General features: G+C 58.5%; 9 protein-coding genes, 1 tRNA gene and 1 pseudogene. 7 read left to right on the top strand and 4 right to left on the bottom strand.

Features of this window, described 5'->3' with window-relative positions:
- Nucleotides 1-30: 30 nt before the first annotated feature.
- Nucleotides 31-552 (top strand): SgcJ/EcaC family oxidoreductase, encoded by a 522-nt coding sequence (locus JFU11_RS22630; RefSeq protein WP_123721822.1) that lies wholly within the window; start codon nt 31-33, stop codon nt 550-552.
- A 186-nt stretch (nt 553-738) separates the two neighbouring features.
- Here the strand turns inward: JFU11_RS22630 and folD are convergent, their stop codons facing one another.
- Together folD and JFU11_RS22620 are read right to left on the bottom strand one after the other, a co-directional pair.
- Nucleotides 739-1,665 (bottom strand): bifunctional methylenetetrahydrofolate dehydrogenase/methenyltetrahydrofolate cyclohydrolase FolD, encoded by a 927-nt coding sequence (gene folD / locus JFU11_RS22625; protein ID WP_187326457.1) that lies wholly within the window; start codon nt 1,663-1,665, stop codon nt 739-741.
- Nucleotides 1,666-1,808: 143 nt separating this feature from the next.
- On the bottom strand, nt 1,809-2,780 hold the full coding sequence (locus JFU11_RS22620; protein ID WP_274610051.1) for a TerC family protein: 972 nt from the start codon (nt 2,778-2,780) through the stop codon (nt 1,809-1,811).
- A gap of 644 nt (nt 2,781-3,424) precedes the next feature.
- On the opposite strand from JFU11_RS22620, the gene nirB reads away from it, so the two are divergent.
- The 4 genes from nirB to JFU11_RS22600 all read left to right on the top strand — a co-directional run bounded on the left by nirB (nt 3,425) and on the right by JFU11_RS22600 (nt 8,624).
- Complete coding sequence (gene nirB, locus JFU11_RS22615) at nt 3,425-5,986, top strand: nitrite reductase large subunit NirB (protein ID WP_201121370.1); 2,562 nt, start codon at nt 3,425-3,427, stop codon at nt 5,984-5,986.
- Complete coding sequence (gene nirD / locus JFU11_RS22610) at nt 5,986-6,372, top strand: nitrite reductase small subunit NirD (protein ID WP_123721826.1); 387 nt, start codon at nt 5,986-5,988, stop codon at nt 6,370-6,372. Before nirB ends, nirD begins: the two co-directional genes overlap by 1 nt.
- A gap of 31 nt (nt 6,373-6,403) precedes the next feature.
- On the top strand, nt 6,404-6,844 hold the full coding sequence (locus JFU11_RS22605; RefSeq protein ID WP_008071340.1) for a CBS domain-containing protein: 441 nt from the start codon (nt 6,404-6,406) through the stop codon (nt 6,842-6,844).
- Nucleotides 6,845-7,010: 166 nt separating this feature from the next.
- On the top strand, nt 7,011-8,624 hold the full coding sequence (locus tag JFU11_RS22600; RefSeq protein WP_201062143.1) for a methyl-accepting chemotaxis protein: 1,614 nt from the start codon (nt 7,011-7,013) through the stop codon (nt 8,622-8,624).
- A gap of 98 nt (nt 8,625-8,722) precedes the next feature.
- Here JFU11_RS22600 and JFU11_RS22595 read toward each other — a convergent pair whose 3' ends face one another.
- The gene (locus JFU11_RS22595) at nt 8,723-9,496 is read right to left on the bottom strand and encodes an L-iditol 2-dehydrogenase (RefSeq protein ID WP_201062142.1); all 774 of its coding nucleotides are present in this window, start codon (nt 9,494-9,496) and stop codon (nt 8,723-8,725) included.
- 189 nt (nt 9,497-9,685) lie between these two features.
- The gene (locus JFU11_RS22590) at nt 9,686-10,996 is read right to left on the bottom strand and encodes a sugar ABC transporter substrate-binding protein (RefSeq protein WP_201062141.1); all 1,311 of its coding nucleotides are present in this window, start codon (nt 10,994-10,996) and stop codon (nt 9,686-9,688) included.
- 324 nt (nt 10,997-11,320) lie between these two features.
- On the opposite strand from JFU11_RS22590, the pseudogene JFU11_RS22585 reads away from it, so the two are divergent.
- A pseudogene (locus JFU11_RS22585) lies at nt 11,321-12,225 on the top strand (AraC family transcriptional regulator).
- 294 nt (nt 12,226-12,519) lie between these two features.
- Nucleotides 12,520-12,593, top strand: a tRNA-Cys gene (locus tag JFU11_RS22580).
- Nucleotides 12,594-12,976: the final 383 nt, after the last annotated feature.

The raw sequence follows: 12,976 nt of genomic DNA, 5'->3' as shown, positions 1-12,976 counted from the left end.
ATGGCCATCGACCACCATTGGAATAGTGCAATGAAATTCAAGACCTCAACCATCGCTGCCCTGTTGTTCGCCCTGGCCGCCCCGTTGGCCCAGGCGTTGGAGGCAGTGCCTTACGTTTACAGCAGCGTGGCCGAACAGCCCGGTAACGTGAAGGATCGTGAAATCGCCGCACTGTTTGATCAATGGAATAGCGCGTTGAAGAGCGGCAATGTTCAGAGCGTGGTCGACCTGTACGCGCCGAACGCGGTGCTGCAGCCAACGGTTTCCAATAAGGTGCGCACCACCCCGGCGCAGATCAAGGACTACTTCGATCACTTCATGGCGCTCAAGCCGGTGGGGCAGATCAACTACCGTGAGATCCGTCCATTGGGCGCCAATGTGGCGATGGACAGCGGCGTCTACACCTTTTTCCTGACCGAGGCCGATGGCAAGACCCGGCAGGTGCAGGCCCGTTACACGTTCGTCTATGAACAAGTGGGCGGTCAGTGGAAGATTCTCAACCACCACTCTTCGGCGATGCCGCAAGCGCAAGTGCTGCACGCCGGGAAGTAACGGCGTCTTCGACGGCCAATCGCAAAAAAATGTGCAAGACACAGCCCAATGTCAGTCAAGCACGATCCCTGTGGGAGCGGGCTTGCCCGCGATTGCGGTGCATCAGTCAACATTGATATCGACTGACTCGCCCTCATCGCGGGCGAGCCCGCTCCCACAGGGTCCGTGTCTTAATTGATTGTGTGCTCAGTTCAACGCCAGGTCGTCCACAGGCTGCTGCCCGCGGGCCAGCGCGGCGCGTTGCAAGTGGCTGGCGATCAGGGTGTTTTTCAGCAGGTAGGCAATGGTCATCGGCCCGACGCCGCCGGGCACCGGGGTGATCGCACGGGCGACGGTCCGGGCGCTGGCGTAATCGACATCGCCCACCAGGCGGTTGCCGGACTCGCTGGCGATGCGGTTGATGCCGACATCGATCACCACCGCGCCGGGCTTGAGCCAACTGGCGTCGATCAATTCTGGCCGGCCCACCGCCGCGACCACGATATCTGCCAACCGGCACAACGCCGGGGCATCAACGCTACGCGAGTGCACCACGCTAACCGAGCAATTGGCCTGCAACAGCAAGGTCGCCATCGGTTTACCGACAATGTTCGAACGGCCGATAACCACCGCGTGCAAACCGCTCAAGTCAGCACCGCAGGTTTCGCGCAGCAGGCGCATGCAGCCGCTGGGCGTGCACGGGGTCAGAACCTCGAAGCCTTGCACCAGCCCGCCGACGTTTTCCCGATGAAAACCATCCACGTCCTTGATCGGGTCGATGGCATGAATCACTGCTTGTTCATCGATAGCATCCGGCAAGGGCAGTTGCACCAGGATGCCATTCACCGTGGGATCGGCATTGAGTTGCGCAATCAATTCCAGCACCTGGGCCTGGCTGGCGGTTTCCGGCAGACGGTATTCAAGGGAACGGATGCCGACTTCCTTGGCACGCAGCAGTTTGTTGCGCACATAAACGTGGCTGGCCGGGTCGTCGCCGACCAACAGGACCGCCAGGGCGGGATAGATCTGCTGGCCGGCCAAGGCCAGAACCTCTTCCCGGACCTCGTCGAGAACCTGGGCAGAAATGGCTTTGCCGTCGATATCGCGGGCAAATGCAGGGGTGCTGCTGATCAAAAGAGTCACCGTTGTCTTGATTGAAAGGGGTGAAGTGATCACCGCGTCTTCGCGCGCCGATGATCCATCAGAGACATGCAGGCAAGGGGGCTCAGATTATCAGGTGAGGGCAGGCGAATACGACAAAAGATCGCATTCGGCCGCTACAGGGATCGCATTTGATCCTCCTTGCGGGTCAAGATCAGACTCAACAGCACGGAAGTCAGAATGATCCCGCCAACAACGGCCAGCGACCATTCAACCGGCATGTGAAGCCACGGCATCAGCGTCATCTTGGCGCCAATGAACACCAGCACGATCGCCAAACCGTATTTGACCAGGTGGAAGCGGTCAGCCATGTCGGCCAGCAGGAAGTACAGGGCACGCAGGCCCATGATCGCGAAGATGTTCGACGTGAACACAATGAACGGATCGGTGGTGATGGCGAAGATCGCCGGGATGCTGTCGACCGCAAACATCAGGTCGCTGGCCTCGATCAGCACCAGCACCAGAAACATCGGCGTCACCCAGTGCCGACCGTCTTGCACCACAAAAAAACGTTCGCCATGAAACTCATTGGTGACGCGCAGATGGCTGCGTATCCAGCGTAATAAAGGGTTTTTATCGAGGTCTGGCTGCTGATGGGCGAATGTCAGCATTTTGATCCCGGTGATGATCAGGAACACACCGAACACATACAGCAGCCACGCGAACTGCGACACCAGCCACACGCCGGCGAGAATCATCGCCCCCCGCATCACGATTGCCCCAAGCACACCGTACAGCAACACTCGGCGCTGCAACTCTGGCGGTACGGCGAAGTAGCTGAAAATCATCACGAAGATGAACATGTTGTCGATCGACAGCGACTGCTCGATCAGATAGCCCGTGAGAAATTCGAAGATTTTGCGCTGGGCGATCTCGGGCCCGAACTCGTCATTCAAGTACCACCAGAGCAATCCTGCGAAGGTTAGCGTTAGCGCGCACCATGCAATCACCCAGCACGTCGCCTCGCGCACCGATACCCGATGCGCCTTCCGCCCGCCGAAGACAAACAGATCCAAAGCCAGCATGGCGACGACGAAGAAGATGAAGGCGACCCACATCCAGGGTTCACCAATGTTCAGGGGTTGCATGTCGTTCTCCCTGTCTGGAGGTGTTCTGGAGCCGACGGAGTCATGCTAACGGGGAGATTGCAGCGAAGAAAAATCGAATATTCCTTACCAATAATTCGTTAATTACGAAGTGTCGCTGATGATTCTCAGCGCGATGCAGCTCTGTTGGCGGAAAAGTTGCGAGGCTGCTGGGGGCAAACTCGCCGCGAGCGCTGACCGCCGCATGCACTTTTAAAGAGCCATGCCTGACAACTTGCACCAGTGCGAAGCGGTTTCCTGAGCTACTCCTTCCTTTTGTTCCAACGTCTGCCCACCCGCTCGCGGGGGCCTGCAAAGTTGACTCGCGCCTGATGAGACCCGCCTGGGGCGCGGTGTTTATCACCTTCTCCCATCGTTCAGAGGTCGGTTTTCCCGAACTGAGGAAGTCATACACCGCAGTCTGGCACAAAGGCTGCATTCTCCCTTCAGCAACATCTGAAAAAGATGGGCAGCCCACTCGATCAACGGAGATCGACCGGCCGAGCAGGTCGTGGGCAACATCGGTGGATCAGGCGAAGGCGCCAGGTCGAACACCGCGAAGAACAGGCAAAGACGCCTGAAACCGAGAGGTTTCAGGCGTTTTTTTTGCTTTTTTAACCGTGATTGGCTTTGGCTGGGTGCTTACTATGAATTCCAATGTTGCCGCGTTGAACAAACTGCAAACACTGATCGTGATCGGCAATGGCATGGTCGGACATCATTGTGTCGAGCAGCTCATCGAGCGCGGCGCCCTCGACCATTACCGCCTGCATGTCTTCAGCGAAGAGCCGATGCGCGCCTACGACCGGGTGCATCTGTCCGAGTATTTCGGCGGTCGCGATGCCGAGTCGCTGGCCCTGGGCGAAGCCTCTCTGTATCAGACGCCGGGCGTCACCCTGCATTTGGGCGTGCCCGTGCTGGAAATCGACCGGGCGCGACGTCAGGTGATCACCGCACAAGGTTGTGTCTCGTACGACAAACTGGTTCTGGCCACCGGCTCTTATCCTTTCGTGCCACCTATTGAAGGTGCAGAAGGCGACTCGCGCCTGGTCTATCGCACCCTTGAAGACCTCGACGCGATTCGTGCCGCGGCGGCCAATGCCCGGCGTGGCGTGGTGGTCGGCGGTGGTCTGCTCGGTCTGGAAGCGGCCAATGCCCTGAAAAGCCTGGGCCTGGAAGCGCATGTGGTGGAATTTGCCCCACGCCTGATGCCGGTGCAGCTGGACGAGCAGGGTGGCTTGGCGTTGAAAGCGCAAATCGAGCGGCTCGGCGTGGGTGTGCATCTGTCCCGTGGCACGCAGTCGATCAGTGCCGGCGAGCAGTACCGCTACCGGATGAATTTTGCCAATGACGAATTTCTCGAAGCCGACCTGATCGTGTTCTCCGCCGGCATCCGCGCGCAAGACGCGCTGGCCCGCCAATGTGCGCTGGACATCGGTCCGCGTGGTGGCGTGGTGATTGACGATCAGTGCCTGACCAGCGATCCGAATATCTATGCGATTGGTGAGTGCGCTGCTTGGAATGGCAGCCTCTTCGGTCTGGTCGCCCCCGGTTATCAGATGGCCCGTGGCGTCGCGACGCTGCTGTGTAATCAAGTGGCGGAGCCGTTCCAGGGCGCCGACATGTCGACCAAGCTCAAACTGCTCGGCGTCGATGTCGGCTCCATCGGTGATGCTCACGCCCAGACGCCGGGTGCGCGCAGCTATCAGTTCATCGATGAAGCCACGGCCAGCTACCGTCGCCTGGTGGTGGATGCTGACAGCAAACGCGTGCTCGGCGCGGTGCTGGTCGGCGACAACAGCTATTACGACACCTTGCTGCAATACATGCAGAACGGCATTGCCTTGCCGTCGGAACCTGCCAGCCTGATTCTGCCATCGTCCACCGGTGCGCCAACCTTGGGCCCGGGCGCGCTGCCTGAGGCGGCGACGGTGTGTTCTTGCCATAACGTCACCAAGGGCTCGATCTGCTCGGCCATCGACGGTGGCTGCACCGACCTGGGCCTGCTCAAGTCGCAGACCAAGGCCTGCACCGGTTGCGGTGGTTGTGCCGGGCTGCTCAAGCAAGTGTTCGAGCATGAATTGATTGCCCGTGGCGTCAGTGTCGACAAGAGCCTGTGCGAACACTTCGCCTACACCCGTCAGGAGCTTTACGCGCTGGTGCGGGTAGAAGGGGTGATCACCTTCGAAGAACTGCTGGCCAAACACGGCCGTGGCCACACCGGTTGCGACGTGTGCAAACCGGCGGTGGGCTCGATCCTCGCCTCGTGCTGGAACCAGCCGATCATGGACGCCTCGCTGGTGCCGTTGCAGGACACCAACGACACGTTCATGGCCAACATGCAGAAAAACGGTACCTATTCGGTAGTGCCGCGCATCGCCGGGGGCGAGATCACCGCCGACAAACTGATCGCGATCGGCGTGGTGGCGAAGAAATACGACCTCTACACCAAAATCACCGGCGGCCAGCGGATCGACCTGTTCGGCGCGCAGTTGCATCAGTTGCCGGACATCTGGTCCGAGCTGATTGAGGCCGGTTTCGAAACCGGGCATGCCTATGGCAAATCGACCCGTACGGTGAAGTCTTGCGTGGGCAGCACCTGGTGCCGTTACGGCGTGCAGGACAGCGTGAAAATGGCCCTGACCCTCGAGGATCGCTACAAAGGCCTGCGCTCGCCGCACAAGCTCAAGTTCGCGGTCTCCGGTTGCACCCGTGAATGTGCCGAGGCGCAAAGCAAAGACGTGGGCGTGATCGCCACCGAGAACGGCTGGAACCTCTATGTGGCCGGTAATGGCGGCATGCGCCCACGCCACGCCGAGCTGTTCGCCACCGACCTGGACGATGAAACCCTGATCCGTTACATCGACCGGTTCTTGATGTTCTACATCCGCACCGCCGACAAATTGCAGCGCACCTCGGTCTGGCGCGAAAGCCTGGAGGGTGGCCTGGATTACCTCAAGGACGTGATCATCAACGACAGTCTAGGGCTCGGCGCAGAACTCGAATCGCAGATGCAACTGGTGGTCAACCGCTACGAATGCGAATGGGCCAGCGCCCTCAAAGACCCGGAAAAACTCAAGCGCTTCCGCACCTTCGTCAACGATAAACGCCCGGACCCGGACATCCATTTTGTTCAGGAACGCGGTCAACGCCGGCCGATCATGGCCGCCGAACTCAACCTTATCCCTGTCACCGAGGAGAATGCCTGATGAGTCAGTCCAATACCCAGCGTGTCAACGCCCTTGTCACGGCGGCCAATGCTCAAGCCTGGCAGGCGGTGTGCAGCCAGCAGGATCTGGTCAGCAACTCCGGCGTCGTCGTCTGGCTCGACGGCGCGCAGGTGGCGCTGTTCTACCTGCCGCAGGCCGAAGGTCGCACTCTCTACGCCATCGACAACCATGATCCGCAATCCGGCGCGAACGTCATCGGCCGCGGACTGATCGGCAGCCTCAAAGGTGATCTGGTGGTGGCGTCGCCGATCTACAAGCAGCATTTCCGTCTTGAAGACGGCAGTTGCCTGGAGTACCCGGAGCAGCGCCTGCGCGTATGGCCGGTGCGCCTGAACGCCGGCGTCGTGGAAGTCGCGGCGGCTTGATTGCTGCCCTGAACCGTATCGGAGAACGTTGATGAAGACAGCCGCACAGTTGCTGAAACTGAAAGTCGTGCAAAACCAGCAGGTGCACAGCATTGCGCCGGACCAGATGGTCCTCGACGCCCTGAAAATGATGGCCGAGAAGAACGTCGGCGCGTTGCCTGTCATCGAAGACGGGCAGGTGGTCGGCGTCATCAGCGAGCGCGACTATGCGCGTAAGGTGGTTCTACAGGGCCGTTCTTCGGTCGGTACGCCAGTGCGCGAGATCATGAGCGCGCCGGTGGTGACCGCCGACAGTCAGCAGAGCATCGAGCGCTGCATGGCAGTCATGACCGACAGTCATTTGCGCCATCTGCCCGTGCTGGAGAGCGGCGAACTGATCGGGCTGCTGTCGATCGGCGATCTGGTCAAGGAAGCCATCGTCGAGCAGGCCGATTTGATTCGGCAACTGGAGCATTACATTCGCGGGCACTGAGGACGCTGCGTCGGCCAATCACAAGATCAAACGCGACAGGGCATACCGCAGGTCGTAAAAACCGGCTCAAATGGAAATAAGCCTAAGTAACCGATTGGAACAGTCGATAACCCCAAGAGCAAAGCAAGTCAGCCGACCATGCAGATGCCGCCAGGGGAATTATCAAATGTCCATAAAGTTGCGTTTGTTTTTGTTGATCGGCACCAGTTTGCTCACCGCCCTGATCGTGAGCCTGGTCAGCTATCTGGGAAATACCCGGATGGCTGAAGCGGTGAGTGACAACGAGGTCAGCATGACCGCGCTGCGCAACCATCTCGAAGCCGACATGATGCACGATGCGCTGCGCGCGGATGTGCTTTCGGCAATGCTGGTCGGGCTGGGTAAAAGCGACAGCAGCAAAACCGAGGCGCGCAGCTCCATCAATGAACATGCGGCGCGTTTTCGTGAGGTGCTCGGTGACAACCTCAAGTTGCCGGTCAACGCCACCCTCAAGGCCGCACTGGACAAGCTCAAGCCTAGCCTTGATACGTACATCAGTGCCGCCGAACGCATTGTCGCGCTGGCGCTGGAAAATCCGGATACCGCACAGCAGCAACTCGGCACGTTCAATACCGCGTTCAGCCAACTGGAAGACCAGATGGGCACTCTCAGCGAGCTGATCGAAACCAACACCCAACAGACCAGTGCGGGCACTCAGCAAGCTATCAGCAGTGCCAATTTCACTCTCGGCACGGTCCTCATCGCCAGTTTGTTACTGCTGCTTGCCCAAGGGCGCTGGGTCATCCTGAGCATCATGGGGCCGTTGCAGATTGCCAGTCGTATTGCCGAAAGCATCGCCCATGGCAACTTGAGCGAACCTATTATTGAGCCCACCCGCAAAGACGAAGCCAGCACCTTGATTCGCAGCCTGGCGACCATGCAACGCGACCTGCGCGGCATGATCGAGGTGGTTCGCAGCAACGCCCACGGCGTCAGTGGCATGAGCCAGCAATTGAGCCGCGGCTGCCATCAGGTCGCGGGCAGCAGCCAGCAGCAAAGCGTCGCCGCCAGCACCATGGCCGCGGCCGCCAGTGAGATGACCGCGAGCATCGAAGAAATCACCCGGCATGCCGAGCGTGCACTGGACATGGCCAACCAGGCTGAGGAACTGGCCAAAGACGGCGGTCGGGTGATCCATCAGGTGGTCAGCGACATGGACGGTATTGCACGTTCGGCGCAGCAGTCGGCCCAGGTGATCCGCACCCTGGACAAGGAGTCCGAGGGGATTTTCAGCATCATTCAGGTGATCAAGGGCATCGCCGATCAAACCAACCTGTTGGCACTTAACGCCGCCATCGAGGCCGCTCGCGCTGGTGAACAGGGTCGTGGTTTTGCCGTGGTGGCCGATGAGGTGCGCAGCCTGGCGGGCCGCACCAGCGCCTCCACCCAGGAAATCGCCGCCATGGTCGCGCGCATCCAGCAAAGCACCCGTGAGGCGGTCACCAGCATGGAGGCGGGCGTTGCACAGGTCGACAAAGGCATGGCGGTAACCGCCGACGTCGAGCGCGCCATTCGCGAAATTCTCCAGGCCACGCTCAGCACCACTGAACTGGTCAATGACATCAGCCGCACGATCGGCGAACAGAGCCTGGCCAGTAACGAAATCGCTCATCAGGTGGAAATGATTGCCGGCATGTCCGAAGGCAACAGCAAGGTCATCAACCAGACCGCCTCGACCACCGATGAGCTGTCCACTTTGGCGGGCCAGCTTTCGCAGTCGGTGGATCGGTTTCGCCTTTGAGGCATGGGCTGACCCTGGATTGAGCGTAAGAAGGCCATGTCTACGGTGCAGTAGACATGGCCTTTTCGGTACAGACTTTAAGTCGGGTTCAATGCCCGTCAGCTCATCCAGTTGCCGCCATCGACGTTATAAGTCTGCGCCACGATGTACTCGCTCTCGGCCGATGCCAAAAAGATCGCCATACCGACAAGATCGTGTGCCGTGCCCATGCGTCCGTACGGGACTTCCTGACCCGCCAGCTTTTTCTTTTCCCCGAGCGGCCGGTTTTCATATTTGGCGAACAGCGCATCGACGCCATCCCAATGCTCACCGTCCACCACACCCGGTGCGATGGCATTCACATTGATCTTGTGGGGAATGAGATTGAGACCGGCCGATTGCGTGAGGCTGATCACCGCGGCTTTGGTCGCGCAATACACCGCGACAAGCGCTTCACCGCGCCGACCGGCCTGACTGGCCATGTTGATGATCTTGCCGCCGTGGCCCTGGCTGATCATCTGCTTGGCCGCGGCCTGCAGCGTAAACAGGGTGCCGGACACATTGATCGAGAACAGCCGTTCGTAGCTGTCGCGAGAAATCTCCGTAATCGGCGCGAGATCAAACAGTGCCGCGTTGTTGATCAGGATATCGAGCTTGCCTGCGGTGGCGATGACCGCGGCGATGGCGCCGTCGATTGATTGCTGATCGGTCACGTCCATCTCGACCGCATAGGCATTCGGCCCCAGTTCGGCAGCGGTGGCTTGCGCGCGTTCCAGGTTGATGTCTGCGATCGCGACCGTCGCGCCTTCGCGGATATAGGCTTGCGCGAACGTTCTCCCGATGCCTCTGGCAGAACCGGTGATAAGGGCGCTTTTTCCTTCCAGACGTTTCATTTTTTCCATCCATTCATTAGAGCTATAGAGACGCCCCCGTTGAGGGCACTAAAGGCGGTCGTCAGTCTGCGAAGAACCCTGTGGGAGCGGGCTTGCCCGCGAAGGCGGCGTGTCAGACGACATCAATGTTGAATGTGCCGGCCTCTTCGCGGGCAAGCCCGCTCCCACAGGGATTGCACCAAGCCGTTGCTACTTGGGATAACCAGCGCGTTTCATCTCGCGTTCGGTGGTTTGCTGGGCCGATGCCAGGGCCTGCTCCACCGGCATCTGCCCGGTGAGCGCCGCGGACAGCAGCTTGCCGACCGACGTGCCGATGGCCTGAAACTCAGGAATGGTCACGTACTGGATACCGACGTAGGGCACCGGTTGGACTGAGGGGTGCGCAGGGTCGGCGTGCTGCATCATTTTCAGCGTGACATTTGCGAAGGGCGCGGCCTGCAAGTAGGCGTCGCTGTAGGTGGACATCCGTGTGCCCGGCGGTACGTTGGTGATGCCATCCTTCTCGGCGACCAGTTGGATGTATTCCTTGGAGGTCGCCCAAGTCACAAAGGCTTTGGCCGCTTCCTTGTGCTTGGACGTCGCAGGAATAGCCAGCGACCAGGCATAGAGCCAGGACGAGCCCTTGTCGGTGACTTGCGTGGGCGCCGCGACGAAGCCGACGTTGTCAGCCACTTTGCTTTGGGTTTTGTCGGTGATGAAGGAACCGGCGACGCTGGCATCGACCCAGATCGCGCATTTGCCGCTGTTGAACAGGGCCAGCGTCTCGTTGAAACCATTGCTTGAAACACCCGGCGGGCCGTACTGCTTGAGGGTGTTGACGTAGAAGTTGGCCGCAGCGGTCCATTCCGGCCCGGTGAGTTGCGGCTGCCACTGCTCGTTGAACCAGCGCGCGCCAAAAGCGTTGGACATGGTGGTCAGCAGGGCCATGTTTTCACCCCAACCGGCCTTGCCACGCAGGCACATTCCATACTGCTCTTTATCCGGCTGATGCAGCTTGCCGGCGAACTCGCCGAGCTGCGTCCAGGTCGGGTGCTCGGGCATGGTCAGGCCGGCGTTCTTGAACAGATCGGTACGGTAATAGGTGATGGTGCTTTCGCCATAGAACGGCAGGGCATAGAGCGTGTCGTTGACTGACAGTCCCTGACGAACCGAGGGGAAAATATCCTCGAGGTCATAGCTGGCGGGGAGATCTTTCATCGGTTCCAGCCAATGCTTGGCGCCCCACAGCGGTGTTTCGTAAGTGCCGATGGTGAGCACGTCGAATTGACCACCCTGAGTGGCAATGTCAGTGGTCAGGCGCTGACGCAACACGTTCTCTTCGAGTACCACCCAATTGAGCTTCACGTCCGGGTGCTGCTGTTCGAATGTTTTGGACAGCCGCTGCATGCGGATCATGTCGCTGTTGTTCACGGTGGCGATGGTCACCGTTTCGGCAGCCTGGCAGAGCAGGGCAGAGGACAGGCCGGCGGACAGAAAAAACGCGCTTGGAATGATCTTCATCGTGTTCTCCGCTCTGCGCCTTGGGCGGCAGAGGCTCTTATTGTTGTTGTAGTCCACTGTGCGAGTCATCGCCGCAACGGGATGACCACAGGATTACAGCAACCCAAGCGGTGAACAAATGAACGGCATACGCGCCACTGATACTTTTTTAACCGCGCAGGACCATGGAAAAAAAGTATCAGTGGCCGCCATACAGCGCGCTAGGCTTACTGTCCGTTTAGGGCGAGTCTGATAACAGCGCCGTAGCGTTTCGAATCAGCTTCGACTCGTCCCGGGCTTCGCGGTAGCCTTGATAAAACCAACAAAAATGGAATCGCCAGGGTGATGAACCATCATGTAACTGCAGACAAGCCGCCAGCGCTTGAAGTCATTCTAAACGAGCCCCAGCACAGCTTTCGTTGGTATGAGCATGACTATCCCTTCGACCTTGCTCGCTGGAACCATCATCCGGAATTCGAGATCCACCTGATTCGCGAAGGCAGTGGCCGGCTATTGGCGGGTGACTACATCGGCCTGTTCGAGGCCGGCCATGTCGCCCTGATCGGCCCTGGCCTGCCTCACGACTGGATCAGCGATCTAGGCAAAGGGGAGGTGATTGCCGGCCGCGACGTCGTGTTGCAATTCGATGGTCAGATGCTGATGCAACTGCGCGACAAGGTCCCTGAACTCAGCGAATTGCAAAGCCTGTTTCGCCAAGCGGCCCAGGGCATCCAGTTTCATGGCGTTACCCGCAAGAAAGCGGCCCGGCTGCTGGAAGACATGGGCCAGTGCGAAGGATTGCAGAGATTGTGCCTGTTCCTGTCGTTGCTGCAGTTGCTGGCATCGGCTCCCGAAAGCGAAAGACAGACGCTCGCCAGCCTGCAATATGCGCCGATGCTCGACGCATTGACGGCCCAGCGCATGAGTATTGTCTTCGACTACATCCTCAACGATCTCGCGGATGAGTTGCGGATGTCCGTCATTGCTCAGCGCCTGGACATGAACGAACCGGCCTTTCCAAATTTTTCAAACGCGCCACCGGCCATACCTTCGTCGACCTGACGCGCAAACTGCGCGTCCAGCGTGCCTGCCGTTTGCTGGCGCAAAGCAGCTTCAGTGTTGCAGATATCTGCTTTGAAGTGGGGTATGCCAACCTGTCGAATTTCAATCGACACTTCCGACATGAAATGCAGGAGACGCCCAGTCAGTATCGACAGCGGTTGCAACGGGTGGTGGCGGTCAGTCATTAAAAGGCAGCGATCTTTATGGGGCACAAAAGCTGACACTCATCTTGCGATAGGTAGCGTTTTTTGTGGCGCTGAAGTGTTAGGCTCGAAAGCGACCGGGTACTGGCGATCGCGCATCTCGAATTTTTTTCCTCCAGTTCTTGACATGCCTTTCGAACCAGTCCAGAATTGCGTCCATTCCTGCTTAGGGAACACGAAAACCCCTTAGATTTCAAAGGGTTGGAAGCTAGATTAGAATCTTGTTTCCAGATACGAGTTTACACGTTTGGTGTTGTGCTACTGACATCAGATGTTTGAGGCCGAATAGCAAAATGGTTATGCAGTGGATTGCAAATCCACCTACGCCGGTTCGATTCCGACTTCGGCCTCCACTATAAAAGCCCCGTAGATCAACGATCTACGGGGTTTTTTCTTGTCTGCGAAAAAGTGTGGTGTTCCGCAATTTTGTCAGGTGTTCCGCAACTACCTATGCTGCCGTTCGATACAAATGCTTCGGTTCCCAGCAGAAATGAAGATTTGGTCTATGCTCAGTTAACGTATTGGCGCATTTCAAAACGGCTTTATTTCACACATGGAAGGCGGTGAAGTTATGAGATGTGATGGAATTATTAATTTAAATTTTTCTCCGGACGGTGCGTTAGATACTGAATTGACAATGTGTAGTGACCTTATAAGAAAGCGATACATTACGCGGGAGAATGTTACATTCGCTAGTTGTACATTGTCTGAAAAAAACTGCGATAGTGTAGCTCTT

Source organism: Pseudomonas sp. TH37 (assembly GCF_016650735.1).
GTDB lineage: Bacteria > Pseudomonadota > Gammaproteobacteria > Pseudomonadales > Pseudomonadaceae > Aquipseudomonas > Aquipseudomonas farris.
The sequence above is the reverse complement of the archived record's forward strand: the minus strand, read 5'-3'. Positions and strand labels throughout refer to the sequence as shown.

Coding starts and splice junctions, on each gene's coding strand:
- JFU11_RS22630 (WP_123721822.1), top strand. CDS start 31: ATGAAATTCAAGACCTCAACCATCGCTGCCCTGTTGTTCGCCCTGGCC.
- JFU11_RS22620 (WP_274610051.1), bottom strand. CDS start 2,780: ATGCAACCCCTGAACATTGGTGAACCCTGGATGTGGGTCGCCTTCATC.
- nirB (WP_201121370.1), top strand. CDS start 3,425: ATGAATTCCAATGTTGCCGCGTTGAACAAACTGCAAACACTGATCGTG.
- nirD (WP_123721826.1), top strand. CDS start 5,986: ATGAGTCAGTCCAATACCCAGCGTGTCAACGCCCTTGTCACGGCGGCC.
- JFU11_RS22605 (WP_008071340.1), top strand. CDS start 6,404: ATGAAGACAGCCGCACAGTTGCTGAAACTGAAAGTCGTGCAAAACCAG.
- JFU11_RS22600 (WP_201062143.1), top strand. CDS start 7,011: ATGTCCATAAAGTTGCGTTTGTTTTTGTTGATCGGCACCAGTTTGCTC.
- JFU11_RS22595 (WP_201062142.1), bottom strand. CDS start 9,496: ATGAAACGTCTGGAAGGAAAAAGCGCCCTTATCACCGGTTCTGCCAGA.
- JFU11_RS22590 (WP_201062141.1), bottom strand. CDS start 10,996: ATGAAGATCATTCCAAGCGCGTTTTTTCTGTCCGCCGGCCTGTCCTCT.